The sequence below is a fragment of the Undibacterium sp. Tian12W genome (genome assembly GCF_049339405.1).
Taxonomy (GTDB): Bacteria; Pseudomonadota; Gammaproteobacteria; order Burkholderiales; family Burkholderiaceae_D; genus Undibacterium.
The window spans coordinates 1-15469 of the sequence record NZ_JBMPPK010000046.1 but is presented as its reverse complement, the minus strand read 5'-3'; the positions used below and the strand labels follow the sequence as shown (position 1 = coordinate 15469).

At 49.8% G+C, this 15469-nt stretch carries 13 protein-coding genes and 1 pseudogene; 7 read left to right on the top strand and 7 right to left on the bottom strand.

Annotation, left to right across the window (positions count from 1 at the left end; translation table 11 throughout):
- Positions 1-104: 104 nt before the first annotated feature.
- Positions 105-923 carry a hypothetical protein gene (locus ACO0LI_RS30200; protein ID WP_423037611.1) on the bottom strand — a complete coding sequence of 273 codons (819 nt, stop codon included), beginning with the start codon at positions 921-923 and terminating at the stop codon, positions 105-107.
- A gap of 623 nt (positions 924-1546) precedes the next feature.
- Here ACO0LI_RS30200 and ACO0LI_RS30195 point away from each other — a divergent pair.
- Positions 1547-2149 (top strand): hypothetical protein, encoded by a 603-nt coding sequence (locus ACO0LI_RS30195; RefSeq protein ID WP_423037609.1) that lies wholly within the window; start codon positions 1547-1549, stop codon positions 2147-2149.
- 154 nt (positions 2150-2303) lie between these two features.
- On the opposite strand, the gene ACO0LI_RS30190 is transcribed toward ACO0LI_RS30195, so the two are convergent.
- Both ACO0LI_RS30190 and aspA read right to left on the bottom strand, forming a co-directional pair.
- Complete coding sequence (locus ACO0LI_RS30190; RefSeq protein WP_423037607.1) at positions 2304-3605, bottom strand: dicarboxylate/amino acid:cation symporter; 1302 nt, start codon at positions 3603-3605, stop codon at positions 2304-2306.
- 51 nt (positions 3606-3656) lie between these two features.
- Positions 3657-5090 (bottom strand): aspartate ammonia-lyase, encoded by a 1434-nt coding sequence (gene aspA / locus ACO0LI_RS30185; RefSeq protein ID WP_423037605.1) that lies wholly within the window; start codon positions 5088-5090, stop codon positions 3657-3659.
- Between the two features lie 431 nt (positions 5091-5521).
- Between aspA and ACO0LI_RS30180 the strand changes: the two genes are divergently transcribed.
- Together ACO0LI_RS30180 and ACO0LI_RS30175 are read left to right on the top strand one after the other, a co-directional pair.
- The gene (locus ACO0LI_RS30180; RefSeq protein ID WP_422954271.1) at positions 5522-6430 is read left to right on the top strand and encodes a hypothetical protein; all 909 of its coding nucleotides are present in this window, start codon (positions 5522-5524) and stop codon (positions 6428-6430) included.
- 136 nt (positions 6431-6566) lie between these two features.
- Positions 6567-7181: a hypothetical protein gene (locus ACO0LI_RS30175; RefSeq protein WP_423037603.1), complete on the top strand. Its 615-nt coding sequence runs from the start codon at positions 6567-6569 to the stop codon at positions 7179-7181.
- Between the two features lie 450 nt (positions 7182-7631).
- Here ACO0LI_RS30175 and ACO0LI_RS30170 read toward each other — a convergent pair whose 3' ends face one another.
- Positions 7632-8657, bottom strand: a complete 1026-nt coding sequence (locus ACO0LI_RS30170; RefSeq protein ID WP_423037601.1) for an IS701 family transposase — start codon at positions 8655-8657, stop codon at positions 7632-7634.
- A 725-nt stretch (positions 8658-9382) separates the two neighbouring features.
- Here ACO0LI_RS30170 and ACO0LI_RS30165 point away from each other — a divergent pair.
- The gene (locus ACO0LI_RS30165) at positions 9383-9721 is read left to right on the top strand and encodes a hypothetical protein (protein WP_423037599.1); all 339 of its coding nucleotides are present in this window, start codon (positions 9383-9385) and stop codon (positions 9719-9721) included.
- Positions 9722-9799: 78 nt separating this feature from the next.
- Here the strand turns inward: ACO0LI_RS30165 and ACO0LI_RS30160 are convergent, their stop codons facing one another.
- Entirely contained in the window at positions 9800-10705 is a 906-nt protein-coding gene (locus tag ACO0LI_RS30160; protein ID WP_423037597.1) for a LysR family transcriptional regulator, read from the bottom strand.
- Positions 10706-10874: 169 nt separating this feature from the next.
- On the opposite strand from ACO0LI_RS30160, the gene ACO0LI_RS30155 reads away from it, so the two are divergent.
- Together ACO0LI_RS30155 and ACO0LI_RS30150 are read left to right on the top strand one after the other, a co-directional pair.
- Positions 10875-12350, top strand: a complete 1476-nt coding sequence (locus ACO0LI_RS30155) for an aspartate/glutamate racemase family protein (protein ID WP_423037595.1) — start codon at positions 10875-10877, stop codon at positions 12348-12350.
- Between the two features lie 43 nt (positions 12351-12393).
- Complete coding sequence (locus ACO0LI_RS30150; RefSeq protein WP_423037593.1) at positions 12394-13314, top strand: amino acid ABC transporter substrate-binding protein; 921 nt, start codon at positions 12394-12396, stop codon at positions 13312-13314.
- Between the two features lie 29 nt (positions 13315-13343).
- Here the strand turns inward: ACO0LI_RS30150 and ACO0LI_RS30145 are convergent, their stop codons facing one another.
- Positions 13344-13898, bottom strand: coding sequence for a hypothetical protein (locus tag ACO0LI_RS30145; RefSeq protein WP_423037591.1), 555 nt, complete (start codon positions 13896-13898; stop codon positions 13344-13346).
- Between the two features lie 379 nt (positions 13899-14277).
- Positions 14278-14808: a hypothetical protein gene (locus ACO0LI_RS30140; RefSeq protein WP_422953713.1), complete on the bottom strand. Its 531-nt coding sequence runs from the start codon at positions 14806-14808 to the stop codon at positions 14278-14280.
- A gap of 336 nt (positions 14809-15144) precedes the next feature.
- Between ACO0LI_RS30140 and ACO0LI_RS30135 the strand changes: the two are divergent.
- A pseudogene (locus tag ACO0LI_RS30135) lies at positions 15145-15469 on the top strand (transposase); the annotation flags it as partial.

The window sequence follows — 15469 nt, the reverse complement described above, 5'->3', positions numbered from 1 at the left end:
TACCGTCGTCTAAAAATGCGTTATGAGAAACTAGCTATGACACACGAAGCATTTCTTTCGTTGGCTTGTTCTCTCATTTGCTGGAACTTTCTTAAACCTTTAATTTAATTTCGCAACAGCTTCTTAGGATAAAGCCGCGTATCCACATTGACTTCCATGCCACGCCACAATGCTAATCTACACAACGCTGTGCCCAGCGCGTCAAAAGTCACGGACTGAGCAATTTTGCCCATACCCCAGTTATCCAACTGCCCTAGTGCAACCCGGCTGCGTGAACGCTTGGGAAACGCTACTTCACGCTCTGCTCTGATCTTTTCAAAATCATCTGCATTATGCAGCGCAATGTGATACAGCATTTCGTGGTAACCGTAGATAAAATGCGAACTCTTAAATGCTTGCGTATTCTCAAATGCCTCTTTTGAAATCAATGTAGTCCTACCAGCGCCGATATTTGCAATTTGAAATGCAAATTCTCCCGCAATATGTTTGCGACTATGTTGATCAAAAGTCGCACATACCGTTATCTCATTGCATAGAGCTTCGAATTCTTGCTTCGCGTCAGCCAACAGCAAACCTATTAACAAAGGAACAAACGGGAAATATTCAAAGCTAGACTTATCCCATAAACCATTCTTGTTATAAGCAAGATTCATTTCTTGGAATGCTCTCACACTTAACGTACCCATTAATGGGATTTTCCCCAATAGATCTCGCGCCGCATTTAAGTCACTTTGCAAAATCCACCTGGCTTGTGCAAGCAACATCATATCGTAAGCGCCTCGACAAGGATTATTTGCCGCAGAACTAAAAGCCCCGCTGGACCGCAGCTCGTCATCATTTTTTATCGTCCTCTGCATAATTGCTAGAGAATCAATTTCTACCCTGTCAATCCATAGCAGCATTTCTTCAAGATTTTTTTCCATTATGTCCCTCTGAAAAATGGCTTTCATTCTACTGCAGGAATGTCTCTCAAAAAATAGGGGGGCCATTTAGTTCTCACCTAAATCATGTAATCGAACAATATACTTGCAAGAAAGAGGCAGGTCTTTCACAAATGCTTTTTTTGAAGGTGCTGTGCTTGATAATGGTCAGATTCCGTCGATTAAAACTTGCATATGTCTTAATCAGGGAAAATTTTTTGATGACAACCGGGCCGTGGCTAGCTGCATCGCCCGGACGTAGCTGACTGCCCTGTTTCCCTGCAGCGTACTGGCATGGCAGCAAAAACTCTTGCAGAGCATGGATGCATGACATGGATATGGCGGCGATGCTTGTATAGGGATAAGCGTAGCCGTAACGGAAGGCGCATTGCAATGCGCCGCATGTGTACATAGTGCACGACAAAGCTTCTACACAGCGGATACGATAGTCTGCAGAATACGGTTCAATAGCCATTGCAAACTATTTTTTTAAGACCAAGCTTCTCAAAACTCAGCAAGTTGCTTACTATATCCACAATATGCATTCAATATCACTAAAAAATGTACTCACATTGAAGTGCGAACTCGGCATAGCAAACACTCTCATTTACCAACATGGCTGATCAATGAAAAAACCAGGACTGCAAGCGCTACCTCACTTTCTTGTACTACTGATGCTGGCTTTGCTTGTGCCAGCAGTGTCGGCAACCGCGGCAACCACTGAGGCGGCAGCGATTTTTAAAGACAAAACCTACAGTCTTGATCTGAGCGAGATTGAAGCACTGGACCCCCAGCCTCTGGAAATTTCTGAATTTTCCCCTGAAGCGAACGTGGTACACGTAGTGAAAGTCGTGTCAAATGGACGCATATTCCCCGTCACCTATGAAGTAATCACTTTGCCACCACCAGTGGATGGCGACATTATGGCCTTATTAAAAACGATCAAGAGTGCGCTTGATAAGCATGGAGATATTATTTTATCGACGCTGCAAAACAACAAAGCGCTGGGTAATTTTCTGCATTATTTCCATCAAGTGTCAGTTAAAAACCAGCCGCACCATGTGTCTTCAAACTATATCTTTGTCAACGGTAAAACCACCTATCATATTGTTGGCACAAGCTATGCCCCCATGATAGTGCCGCGAGAAAAAGGCTGGGGACCACCGGCACCTGATCAAAACGCAGACGATGCAGCAATACTTTTGTTGAGAGCGATGCGGTTTAAGTGAAGCCATGCATAGTAGGGTGCGCCGTGCGCACCGCTGCATTACCGTGTATTCATATTGCCAAGACCAAGAGCTGGTGCGCACGGCGCACCCAACAAAAAAGGGATGACACACTCACGCGCGCCATCCCTGCAAGCACTACCAATATTTCGCTACCTTAACTATTCGCCACCCTCGCCAACACTGGCTCATGTTCCTCGTAAGCCTCGTTCGCCGGAACACCACTGGCGACAGGCTCCTTGCCTTCTTCCCATTTCGCCACCACTGAGGTGGCAATGCTGTTGCCCAATACATTGGTGGCAGTGCGCCCCATGTCGAGGAACTGATCTACGCCCATGATCAGCAAGAGGCCAGCCTCAGGCAGGTTGAACATGGGCAGCACTGCGGCCACTACCACGAGTGATGCGCGGGATACCCCTGCCATGCCTTTGCTCGATACCATCAGTACCAGCAGGATGGTGATCTGCTGCGACAGGCTCATCTCTATGCCATAGGCCTGGGCGATGAACATCACGGCAAAGGCCTGATACACCATGGAACCATCGAGATTGAAGGAGTAACCCAGTGGCAGTACAAAGCCGGTGATCTTGCTGCTGACACCGAATTTTTCGAGCTGCTCTATGGTCTTGGGATAAGACGCTTCACTGCTGGCGGTAGAAAAGGCAATGATCATCGGTTCCTTGATCAGACCGATCAGGCGGAATACTTCACGCCCGAGGAACAGAAAACCTACCGCAATCAAAATCACCCACAGCAAGGCCAGTGCCAGGAAAAAACTGCCGAGGAATTTGCCATATGTGAGCACTACTTCCAGACCCTGCACGGTAATCGCCGCAGCCACCGCAGCAAACACGCCTATCGGTGCAAAGCGCATGACATAGTCAGTGATCTTGAGCATGGTATTCGCAGTTTCTTCTATTGCACTGACCAAGACACGCGGGCCATTGCCTTTGAGTGAAGACAGGGCAAAGCCAAAGAAGATGGAGAACACCAGGATTTGCAAAATCTCATTATTGCCCATCGCTTCAAAAAAACTGCGCGGGAAAACGTGCGTCAAAAAGTCCTTGAAGTTCAGTGATGAAGTGGCCAGTTTGGTCGTCGCATTCACGTCAGGCAAAGTCAACGCCAGTGAGCGGCCAGGTTCAAACAGGTTAGAGAACAGCAAACCTATCGCCAGCGAAATCAGCGATGCACTGATGAACCAGGTCATCGCCTTCAAACCTACCCGGCCTATCGAACCAGAATCGCTATGCGCCATGCCCGCCACCAGGGTGGTGAACACCAGTGGCGCGATGATCATCTTGATGAGGCGCAAAAAGATGTCGGTAACGATGCTGAAGTAACCGGCAATGGTCTTGGCGTGTGCTGCATCTGTGGCATAGCGGTGGCAGATGTAGCCAGTGATCAGCCCCAGCACCATGCCGGTGATGATCCATGTGGTCAGTCTGTTTTTTTTCATGTGTGTCTCCTCAGGTTTGTTTGTTCAAATTTTTTAGGATGTGCTTGCGCCTTATTTTGTCATCAGCGTTTCGCCTATTTCGACCTGGCGTGGCATGGTCAGCCTTTGCGGTTGCAGGATTTCTTTCAACTGTGCTTCAGTCAGCAGTTTCTTTTCCAGCACCAGGCTATACACGCTCTTGCCACTCAACAGCGCTTGTTGCGCGACTTCGGTGGCGGCGCTGTAACCGATGTAAGGGTTCAGGGCGGTGACGATGCCTATGGAGTTTTCGACGATGTCGCGCAGGCGTTCATGGTTGGCAGTGATGCCATCGACACAGCGTTCTGCCAGCACCATGCAGCCATTACTGAGGTGCGACACACTCTTGAACAGGCTGTGGGCGATAATCGGTTCAAAGGCATTCAACTGTAATTGCCCAGCCTCTGCCGCAAAGCTGATGGTGACATCATTGCCTATGACCTCAAAGGCAATCTGGTTGACCACCTCAGGTATCACAGGGTTGACCTTGCCCGGCATGATGCTGGAACCAGCCTGCACCGCTGGCAGATTGATTTCACCAAAACCCGCACGCGGGCCGCTGGACAACAGCCGCAAGTCATTGCACATTTTTGACAGCTTGACCGCAACACGTTTCAACACGCCCGACAACTGCACAAACGAACCCACATCCTGCGTTGCCTCGATGAGGTTAGGTGAGGTACTGACCGGTATGCCAGTGATGTCCTGCAAAGCCTGGCAAGCCAGGCGCGCATAATCAGGGTGGGTATTGATGCCCGTGCCTATCGCCGTCGCACCGAGGTTGATCTCGCACATCAGCTTGGCGGCTTCGCGTAGGCGTTCCTGGTCTTCGTCTATCATCACCGCGTATGTACTGAACTCTTGCCCCAGCGTCATTGGCACCGCATCCTGCAATTGCGTACGGCCCATCTTCAGCACATCCTTGAATTCCAGCGCCTTGTTATGAAAAGATGTCTTCAACACCTCCATCGCACTCACGAGACGCAAGATGCCCTGGTAAGCCGCGATCCGCAAGGCTGTGGGATACACATCATTGGTACTCTGGCTCAGGTTGACCTGTTCATTCGGGTGCAAAATCTTGTAGCTGCCCCGCGCATGACCCAGCTCTTCAAGCGCGATATTGGTGATGACTTCATTCGCATTCATATTAGTAGAAGTACCCGCGCCACCCTGTATCACATCAACTACAAAATGCGCATGAAAACCACCCTGGCGAATTTTTTCACAGGCAGTGATAATCGCTTTGGCATGTTCATCACTGACCAAGTCAAGGCCACGATTAGCAACCACCGCCGCCTGCTTGACACTCGCCAGCGCCGCCACCAGCTCTGGGTAGCTGGAGATGGGCGTGCCCGTAATCGGGAAGTTTTCAATCGCGCGCAGCGTGTGCACGCCATAATAAGCATCTGCCGGTACGGCACGGTCGCCGAGCAAATCGTGCTCTATCCTGGTCGCTGGTATGGACAAAATAAACTCCTGGTGGTTGGGTGGGTTTGGTTTGCGTGTATGGCACCCGGCCATGAAAGGCAGATGAATACACTTCGCAACGCAGTGTAGATAATTAAAACGGCCTACTTATTCTGATTACGCATACTTTGATGCGGTGACGGCATGTGTGGGGAAATGGCAGGGTTTGCTGCAGCGATAATGGCGGCGGTGGAAAATAATTTTTAGGTATTGATGATCACGACGATGGAAGTTGATAGCGGCAATGCACATTCAGGCCATCCCAGCGTAGGCAGGGATCCATCTGGAAAAATTGGGGGGCCGCAAAGCGAAGCTGCTTGTGCGTGAAATTATGTGTGAGCTGATACGCAGCTAATATCACCTGCACGAGCTTCGACAATTCTGCCAATCTGAGCTACAGTAGTGATCATTTTTCTACAGAAAATCACATCATGAAAATTTATGCAATGCTCTTACTGCTGGCGAATTGCGCAGCAGTAGCAGGTGAACAGCCGGACAAAGATGCATGGAGGCTGGGCGTTGTTGCGTCTGCTGCGACCCTGGCCAGGGAAGGTACGTTTTCCGTGGTGGACGAATGCGAAAAACGCTACCCTGACTTGCGGGAAAGCGGCAAGTCCGTCAAGGCCGCATGGGTAGTCAGGAACCAGGAAATGGCAGACAAGCTGGCAGTGCTGGCAGCAAAGCTGACTGCAAAAGTTCAGGCCAAGGACACGACTGTTGATATCAAAGCCCTGCTGGCAGATGCAGAAAAAGTCGCACGCAAGCTCAGTGGTGACATCCTGGTCAAGCAGGTGATTAACGCGCTCGACAGTGCGCCACCGGCGCAACAGCCAGGTATATGCAAGGCCATGTTTACCGGAGTCAATCAGGGCAAGATGGATATCGCCAAGATACAGACATCTACAATGAGCGTCATGCAAGAGAGTGAGATCATTGATTTTGTCAGCGCATATCACGGCTTGACCTATGAAGACCAGGGCAACAGCATCAAGGCATCCGGCACCTGGTTAGACTTGCCTTTTCCGGTTAACGAATCCATCATGACCATTGATGGCATAGAAAAGAAAATTCACGTCAGCACCACGGTGGTCGTGCAATTGGGTGACAAAGTACCACCTTTCATGAGATCCAATAAAGAGACCCTGTCCATCATTGCCTGGGATAATGAGGTGATAAAGTCAGAAGTCATGCGCGCCGGAAAGTCAGAGCGATTCTTTCAGTACGTCATCAACAGAAAATCCAAAGAGATTACCAGGATATTTACCGGACAATCACCAGCAACACATGCGCTTGGTGACGGCAGTAAACTATTCAGTGACATGCTTGCTAAATTTAACTAGGGAGTAGTGTGATCATCTCGATCTGAACTGGGATTGCTTTGTGCAAATTCCATCAAGAGAACGTGGCACTGACTATGATTGAAGATAAATCCAGATGATAAAAGCGTCTATCCCTTTAATAGCGAATATCCCTGTTGTGGCAGTGAAAGAAGATATCTCGTATCCTGATCGTAATACGAGCCAGGTTTATGATCATCTGAAATACACGCTGTCACGGCCAGTCCCGTTTCCGCTTCCTGCCATCGGGGTAAGCTTGGCAGATGAGGGCATCGTTGTCACCAGAGGCCACAAATATTTACGTATTGCCCGCGAACTTGGTGTTACCAGTATCAGGGCTTTCCTTGATGCCAAAAAATTTGCATCGTCAGACCCTTTAGAATTGCTGCCAGAAGGCAGCGAGCTGGTCTCAGGTGAGGAATTAGAAGATGAAGGCAGAATACCGGTTGTGCGGGGTTTTCATGTTTACTTTTTCGATAGACCGCTGAACGAGGTTCAACAAGCAGAATTTATCAGCGCAGTCGGAAGTTTTTTTGAAAACCTTGACACCCCATTGCTACAGGATTCAGATAAGCGATTGTTGTCCTGGGGGTTTCCCTGTGAAGGACGGTGTGTAGAATTTGAAGCCAATTTCCCGGTTGGCGACAGATCCTGGGCGAATGATTATTTGAAGGTGACTCTGGATTTCAGCAAGAATGTGGCACGCATCCTTACTTTTCAAGGGTCGCTTTTTTTCCCAGAGTTGAATGCATGACAGATTATTGATGCACAAAAAATGATGCTGAGTAGTTTGAGCCGCAACGGACCCTACAGTGAGAGTAACGAGAGGAAGCGTGCTCTTGCAAGCTTATCGAAGCCCGTCAGGTCGCGCCCAGCGACCCATATTCAGGTCATCCCAGCGCAGGCTGGGATCTATCCGGGAAAATTGCGTGACAGAAAAATATACCTGGCCGTGCGTGCGACTACGCAAAGTTAAGTATGAATCTTGAAAACTCAAAGGCACTTGATTTGAATCCAAAAAAGCTGTTCACCCTGGCTTTAGTTTTTGTTTCGGTATCACTTGCTGTTTTTGTACTGACGATAATTTTTTTAAATTATTTGGCGCACAGAAAAATTCTACAGCACGTGTTTCGGTTCAAGCTATTACCTGCTCGGTTGCGTTGGTAGCGTATTTTTTTCTACGAAAAAAAATTATCAGTAGGACTTACGCAAAACGCATAGAAATAGAAGGATTTCTGAGTTGCTGACATAAGTAATGGTCCAAAAGGCCGTGTTTAATGCGATAAGCGGTTTGTTTGGTAGTTCTGGCAATGTCGGTGAGGCGTATCCAGACCAGGATGGCGCAAGCAATATGGTTGCGTTGTATGCGAGCTTTACGGCATTGGTTTTGCTCAATGCCTGTGAGTTGTTTCAACTCGCGGTGGAACTGCTCGATTTTCCAGCGCATGCCACACACCTCTTGTATGGCATCCAAAGAATCTTGAGTGAGGTCGTTGGTGACGACCCAATCCGTGCGGTGGGTAGACACCGCGACCCGGAACAGTTTTACCTTGTAGTCCGTAGGAAACCCTTTGATTTTGATAACTTTGCCATGCTCTCCCTCTGGATGGCTCCATGCCAGCGAATCCACTCGGCGGTACAGCGCTGTGCCGCCTGTGTCATCGACTTGCCGGTTGTCCTTCAACGGGCAGTAATAAATTTTCTGCAGGGAGTCGATGAACAGCATCAAATCCTTGGTGGCATACCAGCTATCCATCAACACTGCATGAAACGGAAGTTGCTTTTGATTAATGATCTGGCCGAGCATGTCTTGAACATGGTCAAGCTTGGTCTTGCCGTCGCGTTCAGGATCGTAAATACGATAATCGATCACCCAGTATTGGCCGCTCTCAGGATTGACATAGACGCAATTGACCAGACCTATGCCCTTGATGAGTCCATGCGCGTTACCGCTGAACTGCAAACGCACCATCTCGATTTTGTGCGAGAAATTTTTGTTCAGCACGGTGTCGTCGAAGACGACATAGCCATGCGCAGAGGGTTGAATTTGCGAGCGGACATTCTCCCAGACCAGGCGCGACGTTAGCCTTTCATCTCGCAGATAGCGATTGATCATGTCATGGCTCATTTCCGTTGGTGCATGGTCGGCATAGTTCGTGATCGTGTAGTTGATTTGGCTTACCAGCAAGTATTGGCAGTAATCCAGTCGGCTCGGACGTTTTGATGTCATGTCCCTTAGTTTACTGACTTGAAAGCTGCTTTGGGTTTACATCATTTTTAAAATAGCTCACTTTTTTTGCGTAAGTCCTAATCAGAAAAAAAATACCAGATTTTTCGCTTCCTAAGATTGGGAAGCTACTATTATGGACATCAGCAGGATTAGTTTTTTCGATTGTTCCCTATTTCATAGCATATGATTTTGATCGCATCATTTGGGGAAATTTTCGAGCAGAGTTAATTTTTGCTGCCACAGTTTTTTCTTTGAGTGCAGCAATATTTGAAGAGATACTTCATAGATATTTGCTTTTTAGATTTCTTCTATCCCGGTTTCACTTATGGGTTGCTTTTTTTGGGCAACTCTTTTTTGTTTATCGGTGTGCATTTTTTTATCTATAAGATCACATGGATCAATTGCTTGTCGCTTGGCATCGCAGGAATTCTGTTTTCGTTGCTTTGGTTACTTACAAAAGATTTTATAGCTTCAATGCGCGCGCCGGACTTTTGTCGGGTGATCCATCACTGTTCGCAATATTGCTTCATATAGGCTGCGAATCAATTATGGTTTTTCTCGTTTTATATATTTTGATCAAGAAAAAAATTTTCGCATGAGAATTTTTCAGTTTTTGATATCCAGTGCTGTACGTGCGATTAACGCTAGCCTAATCGTAGGTAGGTCGGCCTGACCACCTCCAGCAAAAAGTGGATTGGCATATAATGTCTGTACGGTCATGCAAGATGAACGCCATTGTAAAAAAACTGAGAAAGCAGACTAACATGCCATATGGATTTACCTTGTTTATATTGGGTGTGATTTGCGGATGGGTTACTGAGTTGCGGGCACGACGTTACCAGCCGGACATCACGCATGCTTCTGTGCAGTACGCAGACCGACTCTATCGCAGTGGCACTTTCGAATATCTTTTCTGGAGAAGCTCAATCAGGAAATTAACTTTGGTTTTTGAGCGGGAGCCAGAGGAAGTGAAGGAGTATGTCTCATCAATGAGAAAAACCGAATTGATGAGCTGGGCATTGGTGATTGTGGGAGCCGCCCTTATGATGTGGGGAGGGCGCTAAGCTGATTCGCGTTGCATGCAGCATGCATACGATAACGCTGCGCTAATCGTACCTACGAGAAGATGGCCGCAATACCTGTCATTCCCCCTGACGCCTACCCAAGGCCCCCCACAGCTTCAACAACACCGGATTCTTGTTATCCACCGCCCGGTACAACCGTATATCCATCTCCATAGACCATTGCTCGCCGCCAGCGCGTACGAGTTTGCCTTCGGCCAGTTCATTGGCGATGCTGCTCTGTGGCAGCCAGGCCATGCCGTGGCCTTCGAGGGCCATGCGTTTCAACAGTTCGGCCATGTCGCTCTCGTAGGCATTCACAAAATAGCAGGGTTGGTCTGAGCGGGCCAGGACACGTTCTACCACGCGGCCAAAGAAGGATGCCTTGATGTTGTTGAGGCGGGGGATGGGCTTGGCCTTGCTGCCGGGCAGGCTGTACAGGGCCGTGCCCTTGCGGCTGGGTACGGATACCGGCAAGACAATCTCGGTGCCCAGACTCACATATTCATAACGCAGGGCATCAAGCTCCACCGGCAGGTCGGCATGGTAGTAGGACAGCAGCAAATCGCAATTGCCTTCAACGAGGGAGAGTACAGAATCATGCACATTGGCTGGCAGGATGCTTGCGCGGATTTCACCGACCTGCGAGCGCACACTCTTTAACCACATGGGGAAAAAATTCAGCGACAGCGTGTGGCCAGCAGAGATGCGCAGCAGGTTTTCATCCGGCCCGCGTACGCGTAGTTGTGCCCGAGTATCGTTCAGCAGGCGCATGGCTTCTTCTGCCGAGGCGCTGAAGATTTTGCCGGCTGGCGTCAGCACCAGGGGGTAAGTGCTGCGATCTACCAGGTCGGCACCTACCCAGGCTTCCAGGCTGCGGATGCGGCGGCTCAGCGCGGACTGGGTCACATGCCTGTCGTCTGCCGCACGAGAGAAATTGCGTGTCTGCGCCAGGCTCAAAAAATCTTCCAGCCATTTGATGTCCATATCGTCCCCAATGCGTCCCCAGCACCTTGATGACTGCCATTGTATCCCCCTGCGCGGTACAAAAAACCATCTATGTAGTATCGGCATAGAACTAGACCGATTTTGCATAAACATTTTCTGACTATCCGGTATCTTTATCGGTACGCCCAAAAAAGAAAATCAAGCTGCCATGAACATGACAATCAAACCAGAAGTACATCAAACCCGGCTCGGCATTATCGGCGGCCTGGGCACGCTGGCAGGGGTGGATGTGTATTTCAAGCTCGCCCGTGCACTGGCGCGTGACAGTATTTCTGAACGCTATGAGCTATTCTTTGAACAACACCCGTTTGAAGGCAATGAGAACTCAGGCGGTGAAAACCCCAACCTGAATGCGCGCAAACTATACATTTTCGACATGATCAGGCGCTTTGAAAAAAGCCGGGTAGAGCGCGTGCTGCTGCCTTGTTTTATCAGCCACACTTTCATCAGGGAGCTGCAAAGCGAGCTCTCAACACCCATCGTCAATATCATGGATGCCTTGCTGGCCCATTTGCAGCAAGAGTTCTCCGCTGGCTGCAAGGTCGGCGTGCTGGCATCGACCTATGTCAAAAACAAGAAACTGTTTGACCAGTATTTTGCAGGTTCAGGCATTACGGTAGTGTATCCTGACCATGCCGTGCAGGACGGTTGCGTCATGTCGGCGATCTATGGCGAGCAGGGCATCAAGGCAGGCAATCTGCAGGGCGATGCCGTCAATCGCCTGCATGAGGCCTGCGTGCACTTGCTGGCACGCGGTGCTGACGTGATCGTCTCTGGTGCTACCGATGTCGCCATCGTGGCAGACTTGCTGCGCAGCCGTGGCATACCCATCGTTGATACCAACCAGGTGTATGTCGAATATGCGCTGCGCAATGAGCAGGCACCGCAGCCGCGTAGCTTCAAGATAGGTGTGGTCGGTGGCGTGGGACCAGCAGCCACGGTAGATTTCATGGACAAGATCATCCACAACACCCATGCCGCGCGTGACCAGGACCATATCAAGATCATGGTCGAGCATAACCCCCAGATCCCCGACCGCACCGCCAACCTGATTGCCGATGGCGAAGACCCCACCATCGCCCTGTATTCTGCCTGCAAACGTCTTGAAGAAAACGAGGCTGCGCTGATTGCGATACCCTGCAACACCGCGCATGCCTACGTCAAGCGCATACAGGCGCACTTGTCCATCCCCATCGTCAACATGCTGGAAGAAACGGTCAGCTACATCCGTGCGCATTTCACTTTGCCTGCCAAAGTGGGCCTGCTGGCCACCTCCGGCACCATCGCCAGCCGTGTCTATCATGATGCCGCCGTTGGCCAGGGTTTTGAGCTCATCACGCCAGATGCGGTACATCAGGACAAGGTCATGAACGCCATCTACGGTCCGCTGGGCATCAAGGCAGGCCATACCGGTGGTGTTGCCCGGCAGGATTTACTCGATGCGCTGGCGCACCTGGTGGAGCAGGGGGCGACGGTCGTCATTCTCGGTTGCACCGAGTTGCCACTGGTCTTGCAGCAAGACCCGGCGTTTGTCATTGCTGGCAGGACGGTGGCTTTGCTTGATCCTACGACGATACTGGCGCAAGCCTGCGTCAAGCTTGCTGAGACCGCGCAGCTTCACTAAAACCGCAAGTATTTATTTGAAGTAAATTTGGGGAAGGTATCTCATGGCCAAGCGCGTCTTTCAGTTTGTAATGCTGCAATTTGTCATCCTGCTGTTGCCATTGTCAGCCATGGCCAGCGATACCCTCGCCAATATCCGCGAACGCAAGACCATCAACATTGCGCACCGTGAATCGTCGATTCCGTTTTCTTATCTCGATGCGCAACAGCGCCCGGTTGGTTATGCGCTGGACATCTGCCTCAAAGTCGTCGATGCCATTAAACGAGAACTCAAGCTGCCCGCATTACAGGTCAAATACCTTGCCGTGACCCCGGCCAATCGCTTGCAGATGATAGCAGATGGCCAGGCTGATCTTGAATGCGGCTCCACCACCAATACCGCAGAAAGGCGTAAGCAGGTTGATTTCAGCATCGCCTATTTCATCGCCGGTGCCAAGATGCTGGTGCGCAGTGATTCTGGCATACGCAACTGGGGTGACCTGCGCGGCAAGACCGTGGTCACCACCAAGGGCACGACCAATGCGCAAACCCTGGCAGACCGCGGTCAGGTGCGCTCATTGAATTTAAACCTGATCGAGAGTAAAGACCATGCAGAAGGTTTTGCCATGGTTGCACAAGGCAAGGCCGCTGCCTTTGCGATGGATGATGTGTTGCTCTATGGCCTGCGCGCTGCCGCTGCACATCCGGCAGATTTTCAGGTAGTCGGCGATTCGCTATCGACCGAGCCCTATGCCATCATCTTTCGCAAAAACGATACCGCCTTCAAACACCTGCTGAACCAGGAACTCAGCCGCATCATGCTCGACGGCGACATCTACCGCATGTACGACAAATGGTTCATGCAAGCCATCCCGCCACACAACATCAAACTGCAACTGCCGATGAGCCAGCTATTGCGCTCGTCCCTGCGCTTCCCGCTGGCGGACGTGGCCGATGTGGCGAATATAGCAGGCGCGGCGCGTTAGGCACGGCCTGCCTAAGCAAAATGAATACCTCAGGCAACGGGAATATTATTGAGCAGCGAAAAATGCTTGAGCCTGTCGACAAAAGCCGCTGAAGAAACAAGCACGGTAAACACATTAAGAGCGCCATCACGTATCCAGAACGTCACATGCGAAACGCGGCCTTCTTTGACTGAGAGGGCAACATTGCTGCCTGGGTAATTTGCCACAGTACCCATTATCACGTCGCCAGCCTTGCCGGTTTCCCAACGCATGATCTGCTCGGGCTTGAGTGCAATCTGATGTTGCGCGTTCATCAGATAGATGGTTTTGCTGTCATAGTCCAGGGAAATGGCGCTTTGATCGCCTATATCTATGCATTTATCATCCGTGTATTTGCAAAAGGCATAGGCTCTTTTCTCAAACTTCTTGCGCTCACGCCTGTTGTGTCCCAGCCCCACGATGACATTGTAAGCCATCCACAACAGCACTGGCAGGCCCAATATGTTCCTCATATACTGGGCGCTAAAGTTCATATTGATCAGATAAAGCAAAAACCAGGCGATCAACACGTTCCTGACAAAACTGAGCTTTAAAAAAGAAAGCATCTTGAATAACCCCGCGTGCGCTAAAGAAATGATGGTGGATTGATAAACTATTATAAGTGTAAGGGCAAGAACATGATTCTACCAAGCGGACTAACTGTGTAATCAAACGTTACAGTCCTCTCACGAACAGACAGGATAGCTACTCTGGAATTGCAGAGGTGCAACAAAATTGAAGGTAAGCAGGCGGGCTACGTGGGGCATGCCTGGGCCACTATGAGGGTGGCAACAGGATTTGCAGGGGGGCGCGGTGTGCAACATCCTGAGTCGCAATAAGTGAGGGAGCTGGAACCGGGGGGATGTTGCATGCCATGCAGATATTGCCCCGGTCTGCGGCAACTCATGTGTACGATTACGCAGGGGCTATCCGCACCTGCGTGGGCTAATTCTTTGGTTTCATATCTTCAATAATTTCAAGTCGGGCGATGTCTCCCTCGCAGCGATGGATGCGCACATGCAAGCCATTTTTCATTTTTCCGCCACCGGCTGCTGTAGTCTTGTAGGCCGCCGTGTTGCCCGGGCTTGGGTAAACGAATTGCTTTGAGGCGATCTCGAAAGATTCTATCGAATCATATTTTGAATATCTACCAGGTACAAAATGCTCGATTGTTCCATCGGTCATTTCACATTGCCCTTTTTCATAGGCAGAACGGAGCTCCATGTAATCCGCATGGGCCCTCCAGGCGCTGAGTGCAGCTACAGACAAAATCAGAGCAAATATAATGAATGGCAGGGCGCGAATCACTTTGTCATAGAACCTACTGAAAGTGTGCCCAGTCGATACTTTTCGCTTGCGCAGTATGTTCACGACAAGTTGAACGCTGCCTAGTACTACATAGAATGTAACAGATATCCAATTTATATTGGACTGCCAGCTAGCTTGCGTGATGTCGAAAACGACGGTTGAGGTCATGTTTATCCTGGTGTGGCTGCCAATTATCTTGGCTCAATGCCACATTGTATCAATACCAACACCAGACACAGGTTTTTGTCTGTGTCTGGCTGGTGTATTGCAGCGCGCGTAGGTGCGATTAGTGAAACGAAATCGCACGCATGTCGATGCTGAAAAATATCAATAAGCACCACTAAATCATGCGTGCGAATACGCAGTGCGAATCGTACCTACACGCCAAACGTCGATTAATTTTGTAGGGTGCGCCGTGCGCACCGTCCTGAGCTAGTGGCAATCTGAGGTACCCTGATTTTTTCGGACACTCTTGTTTGTTAAAATAAACGATCAGGAGAAATAATGAAACAGAAAAAGACATACACACCGGAATTGCGAGAAGAAGCAGTAAAGCTTGTTTTGGCGCAAGGGATGACGCTGGGAGAAGCGGCATCACGGATAGGCATTCCGAAAGGGACTTTAGTTGGTTGGGTGAATGCAGCCAAGGGTGGTGAAACAGCCACTGCTGCACCTGGAAGCCGTACAGTTCCAGAGCTGGAGGCGGAAGTTGCCAAACTGCGCAAGGAACTGGCAGAAACGCGTATGGAGCGAGATATCGTAAAAAAGGCGGCAGCGTATTTTGCGCAGGAGTCGTTGCCAAATACGCGTTCATGAAGACCATGCGACT

What these genes read in the sequence shown, in the direction of transcription:
- ACO0LI_RS30150 (WP_423037593.1), top strand. Translation starts at nt 12,394, where the DNA reads ATGGCCAAGCGCGTCTTTCAGTTTGTAATGCTGCAATTTGTCATCCTG.
- ACO0LI_RS30155 (WP_423037595.1), top strand. Translation starts at nt 10,875, where the DNA reads ATGAACATGACAATCAAACCAGAAGTACATCAAACCCGGCTCGGCATT.
- ACO0LI_RS30165 (WP_423037599.1), top strand. Translation starts at nt 9,383, where the DNA reads ATGAACGCCATTGTAAAAAAACTGAGAAAGCAGACTAACATGCCATAT.
- ACO0LI_RS30160 (WP_423037597.1), bottom strand. Translation starts at nt 10,705, where the DNA reads ATGGACATCAAATGGCTGGAAGATTTTTTGAGCCTGGCGCAGACACGC.
- ACO0LI_RS30200 (WP_423037611.1), bottom strand. Translation starts at nt 923, where the DNA reads ATGGAAAAAAATCTTGAAGAAATGCTGCTATGGATTGACAGGGTAGAA.
- ACO0LI_RS30140 (WP_422953713.1), bottom strand. Translation starts at nt 14,808, where the DNA reads ATGACCTCAACCGTCGTTTTCGACATCACGCAAGCTAGCTGGCAGTCC.
- ACO0LI_RS30145 (WP_423037591.1), bottom strand. Translation starts at nt 13,898, where the DNA reads ATGCTTTCTTTTTTAAAGCTCAGTTTTGTCAGGAACGTGTTGATCGCC.
- ACO0LI_RS30195 (WP_423037609.1), top strand. Translation starts at nt 1,547, where the DNA reads ATGAAAAAACCAGGACTGCAAGCGCTACCTCACTTTCTTGTACTACTG.
- ACO0LI_RS30170 (WP_423037601.1), bottom strand. Translation starts at nt 8,657, where the DNA reads ATGACATCAAAACGTCCGAGCCGACTGGATTACTGCCAATACTTGCTG.
- ACO0LI_RS30180 (WP_422954271.1), top strand. Translation starts at nt 5,522, where the DNA reads ATGAAAATTTATGCAATGCTCTTACTGCTGGCGAATTGCGCAGCAGTA.
- ACO0LI_RS30190 (WP_423037607.1), bottom strand. Translation starts at nt 3,605, where the DNA reads ATGAAAAAAAACAGACTGACCACATGGATCATCACCGGCATGGTGCTG.